Source organism: Brachybacterium horti (assembly GCF_054777615.1).
Map to the genome: position 1 here is coordinate 583,450 of NZ_BAAHAM010000003.1, position 17,159 is coordinate 600,608.

The 17,159-nt window shown below is 73.6% G+C and carries 13 protein-coding genes; 11 read left to right on the top strand and 2 right to left on the bottom strand.

The window, feature by feature from the left end; genetic code table 11:
• Nucleotides 1-64 precede the first annotated feature (64 nt).
• A complete protein-coding gene (gene msrA / locus ACYVAP_RS12115) occupies nucleotides 65-760 on the top strand; it encodes a peptide-methionine (S)-S-oxide reductase MsrA (RefSeq protein WP_498860808.1) in 696 nt (231 codons plus the stop codon).
• 28 nt (nucleotides 761-788) lie between these two features.
• On the opposite strand, the gene ACYVAP_RS12120 is transcribed toward msrA, so the two are convergent.
• Complete coding sequence (locus ACYVAP_RS12120; RefSeq protein WP_498860809.1) at nucleotides 789-1,490, bottom strand: FadR/GntR family transcriptional regulator; 702 nt, start codon at nucleotides 1,488-1,490, stop codon at nucleotides 789-791.
• Between the two features lie 289 nt (nucleotides 1,491-1,779).
• Here ACYVAP_RS12120 and ACYVAP_RS12125 point away from each other — a divergent pair, with 289 nt between their 5' ends.
• The 9 genes from ACYVAP_RS12125 to ACYVAP_RS12165 all read left to right on the top strand — a co-directional run bounded on the left by ACYVAP_RS12125 (nucleotide 1,780) and on the right by ACYVAP_RS12165 (nucleotide 12,505).
• Nucleotides 1,780-3,405, top strand: a complete 1,626-nt coding sequence (locus ACYVAP_RS12125; protein WP_498860810.1) for an ABC transporter substrate-binding protein — start codon at nucleotides 1,780-1,782, stop codon at nucleotides 3,403-3,405.
• 104 nt (nucleotides 3,406-3,509) lie between these two features.
• Nucleotides 3,510-4,475: an ABC transporter permease gene (locus ACYVAP_RS12130; RefSeq protein ID WP_498860811.1), complete on the top strand. Its 966-nt coding sequence runs from the start codon at nucleotides 3,510-3,512 to the stop codon at nucleotides 4,473-4,475.
• Between the two features lies 1 nt (nucleotide 4,476).
• Entirely contained in the window at nucleotides 4,477-6,501 is a 2,025-nt protein-coding gene (locus ACYVAP_RS12135; RefSeq protein WP_498860812.1) for a dipeptide/oligopeptide/nickel ABC transporter permease/ATP-binding protein, read from the top strand.
• The gene (locus ACYVAP_RS12140) at nucleotides 6,498-7,292 is read left to right on the top strand and encodes an ABC transporter ATP-binding protein (protein ID WP_498860813.1); all 795 of its coding nucleotides are present in this window, start codon (nucleotides 6,498-6,500) and stop codon (nucleotides 7,290-7,292) included. Before ACYVAP_RS12135 ends, ACYVAP_RS12140 begins: the two co-directional genes overlap by 4 nt.
• A gap of 50 nt (nucleotides 7,293-7,342) precedes the next feature.
• Complete coding sequence (locus tag ACYVAP_RS12145; RefSeq protein WP_498860814.1) at nucleotides 7,343-8,299, top strand: dihydrodipicolinate synthase family protein; 957 nt, start codon at nucleotides 7,343-7,345, stop codon at nucleotides 8,297-8,299.
• Nucleotides 8,292-9,266 carry an ROK family protein gene (locus tag ACYVAP_RS12150; RefSeq protein WP_498860815.1) on the top strand — a complete coding sequence of 325 codons (975 nt, stop codon included), beginning with the start codon at nucleotides 8,292-8,294 and terminating at the stop codon, nucleotides 9,264-9,266. The genes ACYVAP_RS12145 and ACYVAP_RS12150 overlap by 8 nt, the downstream gene beginning before the upstream one ends.
• 28 nt (nucleotides 9,267-9,294) lie before the next feature.
• The gene (locus tag ACYVAP_RS12155; RefSeq protein WP_498860816.1) at nucleotides 9,295-9,978 is read left to right on the top strand and encodes an N-acetylmannosamine-6-phosphate 2-epimerase; all 684 of its coding nucleotides are present in this window, start codon (nucleotides 9,295-9,297) and stop codon (nucleotides 9,976-9,978) included.
• Between the two features lie 51 nt (nucleotides 9,979-10,029).
• The gene (locus ACYVAP_RS12160; protein WP_498860817.1) at nucleotides 10,030-11,208 is read left to right on the top strand and encodes a hypothetical protein; all 1,179 of its coding nucleotides are present in this window, start codon (nucleotides 10,030-10,032) and stop codon (nucleotides 11,206-11,208) included.
• Between the two features lie 64 nt (nucleotides 11,209-11,272).
• Nucleotides 11,273-12,505, top strand: coding sequence for a sialidase family protein (locus ACYVAP_RS12165; RefSeq protein ID WP_498860818.1), 1,233 nt, complete (start codon nucleotides 11,273-11,275; stop codon nucleotides 12,503-12,505).
• Nucleotides 12,506-12,586: 81 nt separating this feature from the next.
• Here the strand turns inward: ACYVAP_RS12165 and ACYVAP_RS12170 are convergent, their stop codons facing one another.
• Nucleotides 12,587-15,313: a S8 family serine peptidase gene (locus ACYVAP_RS12170; protein ID WP_498860819.1), complete on the bottom strand. Its 2,727-nt coding sequence runs from the start codon at nucleotides 15,311-15,313 to the stop codon at nucleotides 12,587-12,589.
• Between the two features lie 232 nt (nucleotides 15,314-15,545).
• On the opposite strand from ACYVAP_RS12170, the gene ACYVAP_RS12175 reads away from it, so the two are divergent.
• Nucleotides 15,546-17,135, top strand: a complete 1,590-nt coding sequence (locus ACYVAP_RS12175; protein WP_498860820.1) for an aspartate:alanine exchanger family transporter — start codon at nucleotides 15,546-15,548, stop codon at nucleotides 17,133-17,135.
• Nucleotides 17,136-17,159 lie beyond the last annotated feature (24 nt).

Sequence of the window (17,159 nt, forward strand, 5' to 3'; positions counted from 1 at the left end):
TCCCCGTGTTCCGTGCGCGACCTCCGCTTCCACCGCCGTGCGCGGGAGGTCTAGCGTGGCCGGCATGTGGCAGATGATGGACCTCCTGTACGGGCACAAGAAGCAGATGGTCTCGCGCGAGGAGGCCCTCTCGGGGCGTCCCGACTACGCCTATCCCCTGGTGCGCGAGCACGCGGTGCTCGGCACGGACATGCTCGGCCCCGACGCGCCGACGGACGCGGCCCCCTGGCCGGCGGGCGCCGAGGAGATCGTCCTCGCGGGCGGCTGCTTCTGGGGCGTGGAGCGCATCGCCTGGGAGGTGCCGGGTGTGCACACGACCTCCGCCGGCTATGCGGGCGGCTTCACCGCGCATCCCACCTACGAGGAGGTGTTCTCCGCGCGGACGGGTCACGCCGAGGCCGTGCGGGTGGTCTACACGGGCGGCGAGGAGACCCTCCGCACCCTGCTCACCGCCTTCTGGGAGCAGCACGATCCCACGACGGCGAACCGCCAGGGCAACGACGTGGGCACCGAGTACCGCAGCGCCGTCTACTGGACCTCCGAGGCCCAGGGCCGCGTGGTGCGGGACAGCGCCGAGCGCTACCAGCGCGATCTGGACGCTGCGGGCCGCGGCGCGATCACGACGGAGCTCGCCCCGCTCGCGGAGGCCGGTGACGGCCGCTACTACACGGCGGAGCCCGAGCACCAGCAGTACCTCGCGAAGAACCCCGGCGGGTACTGCAACCACGGGTTCAACGGCGTGGCCTGCTCGATCGGCTGAGCGCCTCCCCCTCCCCCTGAGCGCGCCCTCAGGCGTCCCCGGCCGCCGCGAGGACGCGGGACAGCGGGGCGTAGTGCGCGTGGACGGCGGCCCGGTAGGCCTCGACGTCCCCGGCCTCGAGCGCGGTGACCATCGCGTGGTGCGCCTCGACGGTGTCGAGGATGTCGGTCGCCGGGGGCAGCCCCAGCAGCGGCACCGCGGAGGTGTGGATCTCCCAGAAGGCCTGCGCGAGCTGGACGAGCAGGTGGTTGGGGACGGGGGCGAGCAGCTTCGCGTGGAAGGCGGCGTCCGCCTCCGGGAAGGGCTCGCCGGCGTCCGCGAGCCGGCGCATCTCCCCCACGAGGACCTCAAGCTCGGGGTTGGCGCTGCCGCGGTAGTGGTCCGCGAGCGCAGGGGCGACGGAGAGGTCCAGCGCGATGCGCAGCTCGACCACCTCGCGCAGGGCGCGGAGGTCGGAGCCGTCGTCGAGCTGGGCCCGGAAGAGCAGTCCGTCCACGAGCGGGGCGAGGGAGAGGCCGCCGACGAAGGTGCCGTGCCCGTGCCGCACCTCGACGATGTCGAGCGAGGCGAGGGTGCGCATGGCCTCGCGGAGGGAGGAGCGGGAGATCTCGAGCCGCTCGCACAGGGCGCTCTCGGTCGGCATCGGGTCTCCGGGGCGGAGTCCCTCCTCGAGGATGAGGTCCTGGATGCGCCGTACCGCGGTCCCCTCCGTGGTGCTGCTGCGTGCCATGTCGTCTCCTTATCGGGCGTGGTCCATTCTGCCCGGGTCCCCTCGTCGGACCACGAAGGTCTCGATGAGGTCACGGCCCCCGGATCGCGGTTCGCGTCGCGGCGGGGAAGGCTGTACAGTCCCGAACATCAGACATCATACGTCTGATGTTCCGGAGGACGAAGCGGTCGCTCTCACAACGCAGCGGGTCGCGAACCGTCGCCAGAAGGGCACCACTGAGGGTGTCCACCACGTCCGCCGGAGCTCTTCAGCGTGGAGCCGGTCCAGAACGGACCGCCCGACCGAAGGGATGCACCCCGTGAGCACCTCGACCAGCCGCCGCGGCTTCCTCCGCGGCACGACCATCCTCGCCGGCGCCGCCGGCATCGTCGCGACCGTGGGCGCCTGCGCCCCCCGCGAGACCTCCGGCGGCACCGGGAGCCAGGCCTCCGACGCCGGCGCCGCCGAGGCCAAGGAGGACGGCACCATCACCGCCGCGATCTCCTACGAGCTCGGCACCAACGGCTACGACCCGATGACGACCTCCGCCGCCCTCACCGTCGCCGTCAACTGGCACACCCTCGAGGGTCTCACCGAGCTGCACCCGGTGACCCGCGAGGTCTACGCGGCCCTCGCCGCGGAGCTCCCCACCTCGACCGAGACCAGCGTCGACGTCGCCCTGCGCGACGGCGCCACCTTCCACGACGGCACCCCCGTCACGGCGGACGACGTCGTCTTCTCCTTCGAGCGCGTGCTCGACCCGGAGAACGCTTCGCTCTACGCGAGCTTCATCGACTTCGTCGACGGCGTCACCGCGAAGGACGACTCGACCGTCACCATCGCCCTCAAGCACCCGGTCGCGATCCTCGCCGAGCGCCTGAGCGTCGTGAAGATCGTCCCCAAGGCCGCCGTCGAGAAGGACCCCGAGGCCTTCGACGCGAAGCCCGTGGGCTCCGGCCCCTGGACCATGACCGACGGCGGCGCGTCCTCCAAGGCCGTCACCTTCGAGCGCTTCGACGCCTACAACGGCCCGCAGCCGGCGCTCGCGAAGTCCATGACCTGGCAGATCATCCCGGACGCCTCGACCCGCACCAACGCGCTGCAGTCCAAGACCGCGCAGGCCGTCGACTCGGTGCCCTACCTCTCGATCGACCAGCTGAAGGCCACGAGCACCGTCGAGTCCGCCCAGGGCTTCGGCCTCCTGTTCGCGATGTTCAACAACGCCGAGGGCAACCCCTTCGCGGACGTCAAGAACCGCCAGGCGTTCCTCTACGCGGTCGACATCGAGAAGGTCATCACCGACGGCCTCGCCGGCCAGGCCGAGGCCGCCACGAGCTTCGTCCAGAAGGACCACCCGCAGTACAAGGAGGCCTCGACGGTCTACGCGCAGGACCTCGAGAAGGCCAAGGGCCTCTTCGCGGAGACCGGCCTGACCTCGTTCCGCCTGCTGTGCACCGACCACGACTGGGTCAAGCAGGTCACCCCGATCATCCAGCAGTCCCTCGAGGCCGCCGGCGTGACCATCGAGTTCACGGAGAAGCAGTCCGCGGACGTCTACAACACGATCGACGGCAAGCCCGAGGCGTTCGACGTCGTCATCGCCCCCGGCGACCCCTCCGTGTTCGGCAACGACCCCGACCTGCTCATGCGCTGGTGGTACTACGGCGACACCTGGACCGACGGCCGCATGCACTGGAAGGGCTCGGACAGCTACCAGAAGGTCCACGACCTCCTGGACCAGGGCATGGAGCAGACCGACGAGGCCGCCCAGGTGGACATCTGGCACGAGCTCTTCGACCTCCTCTCCGACGAGGTCCCGCTGTACCCGCTGCTGCATCGCAAGTCCCCCACCGCCTGGGACGCCTCCACGCTCGTGGACTTCACTCCCACGGCCCTCACCGGCCTGAGCTTCGTGGGCGTCGGCTCCGCCCAGTAGGGCACCCCCGCCCCAGCCCCTCCCGCGGGCGGGGCCCGTCGCCGCCGCGCGACGTGCCCCGCCCGCCACCGCCCGCCGCACCCGGCCCTCCTGGAGGCCCTCCCGTGACCCAGCTCCTCCGACTCGTCGGACGACGCCTCGTCTCCCTGCCGCTGATGATCCTCGGCGTCACCCTGCTCGTCTTCGTCGTCATGTCCTTCTCCCCCTCGGACCCCGCGCGTCTCGCGCTCGGGGAGTCCGCCTCCGCCGAGGCGCTCCAGAACTACCGGGAGGCCAACGGCCTGGACGACCCGCTGATCGTCCGCTACCTCTCCTTCCTCGGCGGCATGCTGCACGGGGACCTCGGCACCACCTCCGGCAGCACCCCGGTCACCGAGGTCGTCGCGAAGGCCTTCCCGATCACGCTGCAGCTGACCTTCCTGGGCCTCGCCTTCGCGATCGTCGTCGCCGCCGTGCTCGGCGTGCTCGCCGCCCTCTTCCGCGACCGCTGGGTGGACCAGGTGATCCGCGTCCTCTCGATCGCCGCGCTCGCGACCCCCAGCTTCTGGCTCGCGATCCTGCTCATCCAGTGGCTCGGCGAGGTGCCCGGCGGCTGGGGAGTCTTCCCCGCCCTCGTCGCGAAGTGGGTCGGCGCCCTCGCCGACCCGGCCACCTGGGCCCGCAACGTCGCCCTCCCCGCGATCGCGCTCGGCGTGCCCGTCACCGGCTCCCTCACCCGCGTGGTCCGCACCGCGATGGTCGAGGAGCTGGACCGCGACTACGTCCGCACCGCCGTCGGCGCCGGTGTCCCCTACCCCGTCGTCGTCTCCCGCAACGTGCTGCGCAACGCCCTGATCACCCCGATCACGGTGCTCGGCCTGCGGGTCGGCTACCTCATGGGCGGCGCCGTGATCATCGAGATCATCTTCAACATCCAGGCGATGGGCCAGCTCATCCTCGACGGCGTGAAGCGCAACGACGTGTTCCTCGTGCAGGGCGTGACCCTCACCGTCGCGATCGCCTTCATCGTCGTGAACATCCTCGTGGACCTGCTGTACGTCCTCGTCAACCCGCGGATCAGGAGCATCTGACATGCGAGCGCGACTCCAGAACCGACTCACCTCCGTCTCCGGCGGCCGCCTCGGCGCCCTCCGCGAGCTGCCCCTCTCCTCGAGGGTCGCGGTGGGCTTCCTGCTGCTGCTGATCCTCGCGGCGGCGCTGTCCCCCCTCATCTCCCCCTACGACCCGCTCGCGACCGGCACCCCCGTGCAGCCGCCGAGCGGCGAGCACCTCATGGGCACCGACTCGGTGGGCCGCGACGTGCTCAGCCGGATCCTCCACGGCGCCCGCGCCTCCCTGCTGATCGGCCTCTGCGCGACCGGCGCCGCCCTCGTGGTCGCCGCGCTGCTGGGCTCCTTTGCGGCGACCGCCGCCCGGATCCCCTCCGAGATCCTCATGCGCGTGCTCGACGTGATCATGTCCTTCCCGGGCATTGCGCTCGCCGCCGTGTTCGTCGCCGTGTTCGGCACCTCGCTGCCGGTGCTGATCTTCGCGATCGCCTTCCTCTACGTGCCGCAGCTGGCGCGTGTGGTCCGCGCGAACGTGCTCGCCCAGTTCGGTGAGGACTACGTGGCCGCCTCCCAGGTCATGGGCGCCTCCACCGGCTGGATCCTGATCAAGCACGTGGCCCGCAACTGCCTCGCCCCTATCCTCGTGTTCACGACCGTGCTCGTGGCCGACGCGATCGTCTTCGAGGCGTCGCTGTCCTTCATCAACGCCGGCGTGCAGCCCCCGAACCCCTCGTGGGGCAACATCATCGCCGAGGGCAAGGCCGTGCTCCTGGCCGGCTACTGGTGGCCCACCTTCTTCCCGGGCGTCGCGATCCTGCTGACGGTGCTCTCGCTGAACATCCTCTCCGAGGGGCTCACCGACGCCCTCGCGAGCCCCCGCGTGAAGCACAAGGTCGACGTCGACGCCGACGAGCGCGCCGTCGAGGCCGCGGGCACCGCCGGTGACGCCGAGGCCGGCGAGGTGCTCGGCGCCGTCGACCACTCCACGACCGACCACGTGCTCGCCGAGTCCCTGCGGCGCCTGCGCACCGCGGAGCTCGCGCGCCCCGCCCGCACCGGGATCGACCGCGCCGCCGCCCCCGTGCTCGAGGTCAAGGACCTCCACGTCTCCTTCCCCGAGGCCCACGGCGACGTGGACATCGTGGACGGCGTCTCCTTCACCGTGCGCCCCGGCGAGACGATGGGCCTGGTGGGCGAGTCCGGCTCCGGCAAGTCCGTCACAAGCCTCGCCGTGATGGGGCTCCTGCCCCGCACCGCGAAGGTCTCCGGCGAGGTCCTGCTGGACGGCGTGAACCTGCTGGACCTCGACGCCCGCAGGCTCAACGAGCTGCGCGGCCACGGCGTCGCGATGATCTACCAGGACGCGCTGAGCTCGCTGAACCCCTCGATGCTCATCCGCTCCCAGATGGCGCAGCTGACCCGCCGCGGCGGCACCCGCAGCGCCGCCGAGCTGCTCGAGCTCGTGGGACTGGACGCGAAGCGCACGCTCGCCTCCTACCCGCACGAGCTCTCCGGCGGCCAGCGCCAGCGCGTGCTCATCGCCATGGCGCTCACCCGGGACCCGCGCGTGGTCATCGCCGACGAGCCCACCACGGCCCTCGACGTCACCGTCCAGAAGCAGGTCGTCGAGCTGCTGCTGCGGCTGCGCGACGAGCTCGGCTTCGCGATGGTGTTCGTCAGCCACGACCTCGCCCTCGTCGCCCAGCTCGCCCACCGTGTGACCGTCATGTACGCCGGCCAGGTCGTCGAGCAGGGCGACACCCGGGACCTGCTCGTGGATCCCCGTCACGAGTACACGCGCGGCCTGCTGGGCTCGGTGCTCTCGATCGAGGCGCAGGCCGAGCGTCTGCTCCAGGTGCCGGGCACCGTGCCCTCCCCGCGGGAGTTCGCGCGCGGCGACCGCTTCGCCCCGCGCAGCCAGGACCCCGCCGCCCGCGCGGACCTCCCGCCGCGGCTGCTCACCGTCCCGGGCACCACCCATCTCGTGGCCGCGACCGGGGACCTCCCCGGCGCCCTGGCCACCGCCGAGGCAGGAGAGAACCGATGAGCGAGACCACCACCCCCGTCATCGAGCTGCGGGACGTGCACGTCGTGCACAAGCTGCGCACCGGCTCCCTGCTGCGACCGGACACGATCCGCGCCGTGGACGGCATCAGCGTCTCGCTGGGCCGCGGCGAGGTCCTCGGGATCGTCGGCGAGTCCGGCTCCGGGAAGTCCACCCTGGCCCGCGTGATGACCGGCCTGCAGCCGGTGACCAGCGGCGAGGTGCTCTTCCAGGGGAAGGCCCTGGGCCGCTCCCGGGCGGCGCGCCGAGAGCTGGGCCGCACCGTCTCCGTGGTCTTCCAGGACCCGGCGACGGCGCTGAACCCGCGGATGCTCGTGCGCGAGGCGCTCATGGACCCGCTGCGCGTGCACGGGATCGGCACCGAGGCGCAGCGCCTCGCGACGGTCACCGAGCTCGTGCACAAGGTGGGCCTGCCCGCCTCCGCGCTCGACGTGCTGCCCCGGCAGATCTCCGGCGGTCAGCGCCAGCGCGTGGCGATCGCCCGCGCGCTCGCGCTCCAGCCGGACGTCATCGTCGCGGATGAGCCCACGAGCGCCCTCGACGTCTCGGTGCGCGCACAGGTGCTGAACCTGCTCACGGACCTCAAGCAGGAGCTGGGACTGGGCCTCGTGTTCATCTCCCACGACATCTCGACGGTCCGCTTCGTCTCCGACTCGATCATCGTCATGCACCGCGGCAAGGTCGTGGAGCAGGGCGACGCGGCGAGCGTCTTCGCCTCCGCGACCGACGAGTACACGCGCAGCCTGCTGGCCGCCGCCCCGTCCCTCCTCTGACCCCTCCCCTCCCACCTCTCACCTTCCTCACTCAGACCTCAGGAGCTCCCATGACCACCACCGCCCCCGCGACCACGACCGAGACCGCTCCCCTGGCGGGTGTCGTCCCTCCGCTGCTCACCCCGCTCACCCCCGAGGGCGCCCTCGACGTCCCCTCGCTCGAGCGCCTCGTGGCCCGTCACCTCGAGGGCGGCGTCGACGGCCTCTTCGCGCTCGGCTCGAGCGGCGAGATCGCCTTCTTCGACGACGCGATGCGCGCCCAGGTGCTCGAGGTCGTCACCTCGCTCGTCGCGGGCCAGGTGCCCGTGCTCGCCGGCCTCATCGACACGCAGACCTCCCGCGTGCTCCAGCACCTGCGGGCCGCGGAGAAGCTGGACCTCGCCGGCTACGTCGTCACCGCGCCGTTCTACGCGATCACCGGCCCCGAGGAGATCGACACCCACTTCCGCACGATCGGCGCCGCGGCGAGCGTCCCCGTCTGGGCCTACGACATCCCCGTGTGCGTGCACACGAAGCTCTCCCCGGCGCACCTCGTGCAGCTCGGCGTCGACGGCGTCCTCACCGGTGTGAAGGACTCCAGCGGGGACGACGTCTCCTTCCGCCGCCTGGCGGCGATGAACCGCGCCGCCGGCTCCCCGCTCACGCTTCTCACGGGCCACGAGGTCGTCGTCGACGGCGCCTACCTCGCCGGGGCCGACGGCTCCGTCCCGGGCCTCGGCAACGTGGACCCCGCCGGCTACGTGCGCATGGACCGCGCCGCCCGCGCCGGCGACTGGGAGACGGTGCGGATCGAGCAGGACCGCCTCGCGGCCCTCTTCGAGATCGTCTTCCAGCCCGTTGGGAAGACCGGCCCCGCGGCCGGCGTGGGCGCCTTCAAGACGGCGCTGCGCGAGCTCGGCGTGATCTCGACGAACACGATGAGCACGCCGATGTCCGCGCTCGAGGGCGAGGCCGTGGAGAAGATCCGCGGGATCCTCCGCAGCACCGGGCTGCTCGCCGATGCCTGATCCGGCACCGACCTCCGCCGGGTCGACGGGCGGGGTGCTCGCCCTCGACATCGGCGGCACCAAGACCAGCGCCGCGCTCGTCCGCGACGGCGCCGCGGGTGAGGTGCTCACGGTCCCCACCCCTGCGCAGGAGGGGCCCGCCGCGATCCTCGCGGCGGCCCTCGACCTCGCGGTGGCGGCCGCCGGGGACGCCGCCCCGCTCGCGGTGGGCGTCGCCTCCGCGGGGGTCGTGGACACCGCGCGCGGCCGCATCACCCATGCGACGGACGCCCTGCGCGGCTGGGCGGGCACGGACGTCGCCGCGGCGGTCTCCTCCCGCCTCGGTCTGCCGGTCGCGGTGCTCAACGACGTCCACGCCCACGGTCTCGGCGAGGCGCTCCACGGCGCCGGCCGCGACGCCTCCTCGATGCTGCTGCTCGCGGTGGGCACGGGGATCGGCGGCTGCCAGGTGATCGGCGGCGAGGTCGTCACCGGGGCGCGCGGCGCGGCAGGGCACCTGGGGCATCTCCCGGTGCCCGAGGCCGAGGGGGTCCCCTGCCCCTGCGGCCGCAGCGGACACCTCGAGGGCCTCGCCTCCGGTCCCGGCATCCTCGCCCTCGCCCGGCGGCTCGGCGCCGCAGGATCCGACGGCTCCCCCGTGGCCGACGGCCGGGCGCTCGCCGCGCTCGCCGTCGCGGATCCCGAGGGCCCCGCGGCCCGCGCCTACACGATCGCGGGCCGTGCGACCGGGCGCGTGCTGGGCGGCGCGCTCAACCTGCTCGACACCGACCTCGTGGTGCTCACCGGCGGGGTCAGCGCGGCGCACGGCATGAGCGGGGACGGCGAGCCGTGGCGGCGCGCCCTCGATGCCGGCCTCGCCCAGGGGGCGATGGACGTCGTCGCCGCGACGCCGATCGTCCCCGCCCGCGCGGGCCAGCACGCGGCGCTGCTCGGCGCCGCGGCCCACGCCTCCGCGCACGCCCTCTGACCACCGTCCCTCCCGAGAAGGAGCTCCCATGCATCCCCTCGTCGCCCCGCTCGCGGGCACCCTCATCGTCTCCTGCCAGGCCTACCCCGGCGAGCCGATGCGCGACCCCCGCACCATGGCCCAGATCGCCGCCTCCGTCCAGAACGGCGGCGCCACCGCCGTCCGCGCCCAGGGCCTCGAGGACATCCGCCAGGTCAAGGCCGCCGTCACCGTCCCCGTCATCGGCATCTGGAAGGACGGCGAGGACGGCGTGTTCATCACCCCCACCCTCGACCACGCCCTCGCCGTCATCGTCGCCGGAGCCGACATCCTCGCCCTCGACGCCACGAACCGCCCCCGCCCCGACGGCCGCACCCTCGACCAGACCATCCAGGAGATCCGCTCCCGCTTCGACGGCCCCATCATGGCCGACTGCGACAGCGTCGACTCCGCCCTCCACGCCGCCGACCTCGGCATCGACATCATCGGCACCACCCTCGCCGGCTACACCCCCGCCCGCGACAGCACCGTCGGCCCCGACCTCCCCCTGATCTCCGAGCTCGCGGCCCGCCTCCCCGACACCGCCCTCCTCGTCGCCGAGGGCCGCGTCCACACCCCCGCCCAGGCCGCCGCCGCCCGTGACGCCGGTGCCGGCGCCGTCGTCGTCGGCACCGCCATCACCCACCCCTCCAGCATCACCACCTGGTTCCGCGAGGCGGTCACCGGCGCCTGAGCCGCCGCCCCGCCCGACCCCGCCATCCGATCGACGACGAACGGAGCAGCCATGACCGAGCAGGACCATCCCCGACGACCCCGGCAGTCCGGTCACCCGCACACCGCCCGCCTGCACCGGGCCGTCCCGCGCTCGGCGATGCTCGCCGGGCTGGGGGCGGCGGGCCTGGGGCTCGCCGCCTCGTTCGCCCCGGGCGCCGGGCTCCCGGCCGCCCACGCCGAGCCGGCCACCACCGGCCTGCCCGTGCTGCACCCGGGCGACGACTGGGCGGCGGTGCTCGCCGCGACGCCGCAGGTGCAGCTCGAGGCCGGGGCCCGCTACGAGCTCCCGGCGGCGGTCGCCCTGCCGAGCGGGACCCTCGTGGAGGGCAACGGCGCGGTGCTCGTCCCCTCCTCGCGGGAGCACGGGCTGTTCGCCCTCGATCGCGCCGCCGACGTCACCCTGCGCGGGCTGCGCCTGCACGGTGTGACCGGTCTCGACGCCGAGGGCGCGCTCGCGGAGATCGACGTGCCGCTCGAGACCGCGCACACCGCGATCCGCTCCCACCGCGCGCGCAACCTCCGCGTGACCGACTGCGACCTCGTGGGCTGGCGGGGCGCGGGGATCGCCGCGACCGGGGACGCCGGGGACGACGTCTTCTCCTACGGCCTGCAGATCACCGGCTGCCGCTTCGAGGCCTGCACGATCGGGCTCTCCGCGGCGGACCGTAGCGAGTACTCGCTGCTCGCCTCGAGCGTCCTCACCAGCTGCCGGCTCGGGGTGTGGTGCTCCTCGGGGAACTGGACCCTCACGGGCACCGTGATCGTCGGCTGCCACGGCGCCCTCTACTCGATCGCCGCCCCGGGCCCCTTCGGCGAGGCCTCGAAGGACAACTGGGGGCACGGCTCCGTCACGGGCTGCACCCTCAACCATGCGAGCGCGGGCGCCGCCCGCCGCTGGACGCGGCACCTCGAGCTGCCGATCGGCGGCACCCTCCGCGACCCCGGCTCCGGGGTCGTGCTCGAGGGCGTGCTGCCGCCCACCTTCAGCGCCAACACCCTCTGGTACACGGACGTCACCGCGCGGGGCCTGCTCGCCGACGTCTGGTACCTCACCGGCTGCGCCCTCTCCGACCTGCGGATCACGCAGGACGGCGGCGCACCGGTGCGACTGCTCGGCCACCAGGCGAACGCCGGTGCCGCCCATGCGCCCGTCCTCGTGGGGGACGTGCGGGATGCACTCGCCCCCTGACCGCGCACCCGCGCGATCCGAGGGTGCAACCAGGAAGAAGGACCCCGATGAAGGAGAGAACCCGATGGATCCCCGCATGACCCGCCGCGGCCTGATCGGCACCGCCGCCGCACTGACCGCCCTCGGCGCCACCGCCTCCGGTGCCTCCGCCCGGCCCGGGGCCGCCGCGCTCCCGCCCGCGAAGGACGAGGGCACCCGCCAGGGCAGCTACGAGGAGCAGCCCCTCGCCGGCCCCGGCGACTGGGGCGTGAAGAACTTCCGCATCCCCGCGCTCGCCGTCGCGCCCAACGGCGACCTCCTCGCCGCCTTCGACAAGCGTCCCGTCGAGGGAGACGCCCCGGCGCCGAACTCGATCTGGCAGCGCCGCTCGCGGGACGGCGGCCGCACCTGGGAGGAGCCCACGGTGGTCGTGGCGGGCCTCGAGGCCACCGCGCCCGGGCAGAAGCTCGGCTACTCCGACCCCTCCTACGTCGTGGACACCGCGACCGGCACGATCTTCTGCTTCCACGTGTTCTCGAAGGACACGGGCGTGTGGAACAGCGCGTACGGGAACGATGACGCGGACCGCCAGGTGCTCAGCGCCGCCGTCTCGGTGAGCGTGGACGACGGCCGCACGTGGGAGCTCCGCTCGGTGACCGAGGTCGTCAAGCCCGACTCCTGCCGCGCGACCTTCGCCTCCTCGGGTGCGGGCGTGCAGCTGCGCTACGGACCGCACGCGGGACGGCTCGTGCAGCAGTACGCGGGCTTCTTCCGCGCCGCGGACGGCTCCGAGGTCGTCAGCGCCTACTCGGTGTTCTCGGACGACCACGGCGAGACCTGGACCATGGGCGAGCCCGTGGGCACGCAGATGGACGAGAACAAGGTCGCGGAGCTCTCCGACGGCACGCTGCTCATGAACTCTCGCGAGCACGTGCGCACGGGTCGACGCTGGATCGCCCTCAGCCATGACGGCGGCGAGACCTGGGAGGACCTCCACCGGGATCCGTCCCTCGTGGACCCGGGCAACAACGCGCAGCTCACCCGCGCCTACCCGGAGGCGCCGCGAGGCTCCGCCAAGGCCAAGGTGCTGCTGTTCTCGCATGCGGAGCACGTGCCGAGCACGCGGGCGAACGGCACGATCGAGGTCTCCACGGACGACGGCGCCACCTGGACCCGGAAGCGGGTCTTCGCCCCCGGCGACTGCGGGTACTCGGTGATCATCGCGGTGGGCCGGGACGAGTTCCTGCTCGCCTACGAGGGGGTGGGCTCGGCGATCAGCGTCGCGCGCCTCGACATGGACTGGATCCTCTCACGCTGACCTGATCCGCCCTCCGGACAAGGAGCGGGCGGCGACCCCCGAGGGGATCGCCGCCCGTTCCTGCGTCAGCGCGTCAGCGCGTCAGTGCGCCCCGGGCTTGCCGGGCGTCGGGTTCGCGATGGTGAACGTCGGGGACGTGGAGGTCTCCCAGTCCGAGGGGTCCGAGGCGTCGCCGAGCGGCTTGAGCACCCGCAGCTCGAGCAGGTAGTCGCCGTTCTTCACGGTCTTGGACTTCTCGTTCTTCAGCGCGTAGCTGCCGTCCCAGGCCCAGACCTCGGGGGACTCGGTGCGACCGAGGTGGTCCTCCGCGGCGACGTGGCCGACGGACGGGTTCACGATCTTCAGCTTCCCGTTCTTCTTCACCTCGTAGGCGCGGACCTCGAAGCGCTCCGCCGGGTAGGCGAGGGAGTACGCGAGGTAGGGGACGTCGCCGTCCTGCATCGTGTACGTGTGGCCGCCGTCGGGATCGAGGTCCACGTTCCCCTCGCCGTCGGAGACGCCGAGCGCGGGCAGGCCGGCCCCGGCGTCGTCGAGCACGGTGAGCGCCTGGTAGTCGCCGGAGAGACCCGCGAAGGGGACCACGAGGTCCTCGTCGGTGCCGGTCAGCGTCACCCAGCCGCCGTAGATGATGCCGTCCTCGCCGAAGTCCTCGCCGAGGGTCACCTCGACGTCGGCGCTGCCGTGGGCGGGGACGGTGACGGTGCTCGCGGAGGGCTCCGCGATCCCCTCGGCGGCGTAGAACTCCGGGTCCGAGGTCGGGGCGCCGGTGGCGACGCCGTGGCGGACGCCGACGTCGTAGGTGCGGTCCTCGTCGGCGTCGTTCGCGACCGTGATGGTCACGGTGCGGGGACCGTCCTCGCCCTCGCCGAGGGAGATCGACGGCTCCGCGACACTGGTCGTCGCATGCGCGGCGGAGACGAGGTCGAGCAGGCCCGCGCCCTGGCGGTGGACGGGCTCGAGGTAGCCCTGGTCCGGGGCGAGGGACCAGGTCAGCGGGTCGGCGGTGTTCATCATCGCGGACTTGACCTGCGCCGGGGTGAGCTCCGGGGACTTCTCGAGCAGCAGCGCGGCGGCGCCCGCGACGTGCGGAGCGGCCATCGAGGTGCCGGACATGGAGCCGTGTCCGCCCTCCTCGAGCGGGAGCGTGGACCAGATGGAGCCGCCGGGGGCGGCGATGTCGGGCTTGAGCTCCAGCTCCGCGGTCAGGCCGTAGGAGGAGAAGTCGGAGACGAGGCCGGCGGTCTCGTTCTCGAGCACCGTGGTGCCCTCCTGCCAGGCCCAGGTGACCGGGCCGGCGGCGAGTGCCTCCTGGAGGGCGAGGCCGTCCGCCTGCGAGGCCATGACCACGGGGATCGTGAGGGCGGGGTCGCCCTCGACCGTCGGCGAGAGGGAGCCGGGGGCGTTGTTGTGGAGGATCACGGCGTCGTAGCCGGCGGCCTCGCCGGCGAGCGCCTTCTCGCGGAAGCTGCAGGTGCCGCGCGAGACGAGCAGCGCCTGGCCCTCGCCCGTCGCCGCGGGGACGGCGGCGGGGTCGCACGCGAGCGCGGCGTCGGTGCCGGCCTCGCCCGCCGCGACGAGCGTGAGCTCACCGGAGGTGGGAGGGGCGACGGCGCCCTCGGCGGCCGCGTAGCCGCGGTCGGCACCGGCGGCGGTCGCGAAGGGCGAGCGGCGGTGGGTGCTGTCCACGGAGGCGACGGTGATCGCGTCGGAGGCCACGCCCGGGGCGCCGCTCGAGAAGGTGCCGGAGGTGCCGGAGTTGCCGGCGGAGATCACGACGGTCGTGCCGGAGGCGACGAGGGAGTCGGCGAGCTGCGCCGTCGGGTAGTCCTGCCAGGTCATGAACGAGGCGCCGAGGGACATGTTGACCACGTCGGCGCCGTCGGCCCGAGCCTGCTCCATCGCCGCGAGGATCACGTCGGTGTCGCTCGTGCCGTCGCAGCCGAAGATCCGGTACGCGAGGAGGTCCGCCTCGGGCGCCACCCCGGTGACCTCGCCGTCGGCGCCGATGATGCCGGCGACATGGGTGCCGTGGCCGCCGCAGTCGTCGGGGTACGCATCGGGCTGCGGGGTGCTGCCCGCGGTCGAGGAGTCGTAGTCGTCGCCCACGTAGTCGTAGCCGCCGATCACGCGATCGCCGGGGAAGTCGGCGGTCTCGTCGTCCGTCCCGGCGCCTCCGAGGTCGGGGTTGTTGTAGTCGATGCCGGAGTCGATGACGGCGACCTTCACGCCGTCGCCGGTGAGGCCGTCGACCTGCTGGAGCGTGTCCGCCCCGGTCATCGCGTTGCCGTACTCGTCCTCGGGGGCGGCGTCGGCGGGCCGCGGGGCCTCGACGGCGAGCACCGGGAAGACGGCCTCGACGCCGGGGACCTGGCGGAGGGCGGCGACGTCGGCGTCGTCCATGGAGACCGACATGCCGTTCCAGCCGCCGGTGAAGGAGCGCTCCACGGTGAAGGGGACCGCGGCGGCCTCGGCCGAGTCCTCGACCTTCTTCTGCGTGGTGCGGTTGGTGCCCGCGCTGCCGCCCTGGAGGGCGGGGTCGCCGGAGACCTGCACGAGCCAGCGGCCGGGGATCGCCTCGGCGGCGCCGTCGAGGAGGTCGTCCTGGACGGGGACGTCGACGCCGAGCTCCGAGGCGGAGCCCAGGGGGTCGAGGTCCGCGGGGGCGGCGAGGGCGGCGGGGGCGGTGAGCAGCCCGGCGACGAGGGCGGCGCCGGCGGTCCCGGCGAGGAGCCCGCGTGCCCGCGGGAGGTGCCGGCGCGGGGACGACGGCGGCGAGGAGGGTGAGGGCGGCGTGGATCTGACGGACATCGAGGAGGACCTCCGGGGTGGGGATGGGCGGTGCACCGCGCTCGCGCGCCTCCGGGACCGTTCCCGGGGCGCACCGCTGGCGGCATTCGACCATGTGCGCCGCGTCACGGGGCCGGAACCGCCCCCGTGCTGCAAACCGTTATGCGGCCGTGACCGGGACGACACGGTGACGTTCCGATCACGTCACGCCCTGACCTGCGGCGTCACGGTCCCCTCGTTCTAGGCTCGTCGCATGCTGGACCTCCTCGCCGCCTCCCCGCTGCTCGTCCTGCTCCTCGTCATGGCGGCGGGCTCGGCCCTCGGATCGGTGCGGCTGGGGCCCGTGCGCTTCGGAGCGGCGGGCGCGCTGTTCGTGGGCCTCGCCGTCGGCGCGCTCGACCCGCGCCTGGGCGAGGGGCTCGAGCTGCTGCAGGCCCTCGGCCTCGCCCTGTTCGTCTACACGACGGGTCTCGCCGCGGGCGCGACCGTGTTCCGGGACCTGCGCACCCAGACCCGGCTCGTGCTCGGGGCGACGGTGCTGCTCGTGCTCGTGGGCGCCGCGAGCCTCGCCGCGGTGCGTCTCCTGGGCCTCGACGCCGGGGCGATCGGCGGCATGTTCGCGGGGATGACCACCGCCTCCCCTGCGCTCGACACGGCGACCGCGGCGACCGGCGGCTCCCCGCAGCCGGCGATCGGCTTCGCGATCGGGTACCCCGTCGGGGTCGTCGTCTCCCTGCTCGTGCTCTCCGCCGTCGCGCACCGCCCGCTGCGGGGGCACCGGGACCCGGCGCCGTCCTCCGCGGCGGGACTGCTCACCGTGACCGTCGAGGTCGAGCGGGCGATGACGGTGCGGGAGATCCCGGGCATCGCCGCGACGACGGGCCTCGCGGGCGGCCAGGTGCGCATGTCCTACCTGCTGCGCGGCGGCGCCGTGCGCGTCGCCCGGCCGGAGGACTCGCTCGAGGTGGGCGACCGCCTGCTGCTCGTCGGGGTGCCGGAGGCCGTGCGGCTCGCTGCGGAGGCCCTGGGGCACGTGGTCCCCGAGCACCTCGCGGACGACCGCTCCGTCGTCGACTACCGCCGCTGGGTGGTCTCCGACCCGCAGATCGCCGGACGCACCGTCGCCCAGCTGCGGATCCCCTCGCGGTTCGGCGGGATCATCACCCGCGTGCGCCGCGGGGACCGGGACCTGCTCGCCGTGCCGGACATGCCGCTGCACCTCGGCGACCGGGTGCGCGTGGTCGTGCCGCGCGAGCGGATGGGCGAGATCTCCGCCCTGTTCGGGGACAGCGAGCGGCGCATCACCGAGGTGGACTGGACGAGCGCGGGCCTCGGCATCGCCCTCGGCGTGCTCGCGGGGCTCGTCGCGGTCCCGCTCGGCGGCGGGGCCTCCGTCGCGCTCGGCGCGGCCGCCGGTCCGCTCGTCGTGGGCCTCGTGCTGGGCCGGATCGAGCGGACGGGCCGGCTCGTGTGGACGATGCCGAACGCCGCGAACCTCACGATCCGGCAGCTGGGGCTCGTGCTCTTCCTCGCCTGCGTGGGCCTCGCGAGCGGCCACTCCTTCGCGGCGACCGCCTTCAGCCTCACGGGCCTGCAGATCGCCCTGCTCGCCGCGGTGCTCACGGCCGCGTCGGTGCTCGCCCTGCGGGAGCTGGGCCGGCGGCTCGGCATGTCCACTCCGCGCACGCTCGGCGCGATGGCCGGCTTCGTGGGCCAGCCGGTGCTGCTGGGCCACGTCCAGTCGCTCACGGACGACGAGCGCGCGGAGACCGGCTACTCCGCCCTCTTCGCCGTCGGCATGGTCGTGAAGATCCTGGTGGTGCAGGCGATCGTGCTCCTGTGAGCCGGCCCGGGGCCCGCCGTCCCG

Excerpts from the sequence above, each read along its gene's own strand:
- msrA (WP_498860808.1), top strand. The coding sequence starts at position 65 with ATGTGGCAGATGATGGACCTCCTGTACGGGCACAAGAAGCAGATGGTC.
- ACYVAP_RS12120 (WP_498860809.1), bottom strand. The coding sequence starts at position 1,490 with ATGGCACGCAGCAGCACCACGGAGGGGACCGCGGTACGGCGCATCCAG.
- ACYVAP_RS12125 (WP_498860810.1), top strand. The coding sequence starts at position 1,780 with ATGCACCCCGTGAGCACCTCGACCAGCCGCCGCGGCTTCCTCCGCGGC.
- ACYVAP_RS12135 (WP_498860812.1), top strand. The coding sequence starts at position 4,477 with ATGCGAGCGCGACTCCAGAACCGACTCACCTCCGTCTCCGGCGGCCGC.
- ACYVAP_RS12140 (WP_498860813.1), top strand. The coding sequence starts at position 6,498 with ATGAGCGAGACCACCACCCCCGTCATCGAGCTGCGGGACGTGCACGTC.
- ACYVAP_RS12145 (WP_498860814.1), top strand. The coding sequence starts at position 7,343 with ATGACCACCACCGCCCCCGCGACCACGACCGAGACCGCTCCCCTGGCG.
- ACYVAP_RS12150 (WP_498860815.1), top strand. The coding sequence starts at position 8,292 with ATGCCTGATCCGGCACCGACCTCCGCCGGGTCGACGGGCGGGGTGCTC.
- ACYVAP_RS12155 (WP_498860816.1), top strand. The coding sequence starts at position 9,295 with ATGCATCCCCTCGTCGCCCCGCTCGCGGGCACCCTCATCGTCTCCTGC.
- ACYVAP_RS12160 (WP_498860817.1), top strand. The coding sequence starts at position 10,030 with ATGACCGAGCAGGACCATCCCCGACGACCCCGGCAGTCCGGTCACCCG.
- ACYVAP_RS12165 (WP_498860818.1), top strand. The coding sequence starts at position 11,273 with ATGGATCCCCGCATGACCCGCCGCGGCCTGATCGGCACCGCCGCCGCA.
- ACYVAP_RS12170 (WP_498860819.1), bottom strand. The coding sequence starts at position 15,313 with ATGTCCGTCAGATCCACGCCGCCCTCACCCTCCTCGCCGCCGTCGTCC.
- ACYVAP_RS12175 (WP_498860820.1), top strand. The coding sequence starts at position 15,546 with ATGCTGGACCTCCTCGCCGCCTCCCCGCTGCTCGTCCTGCTCCTCGTC.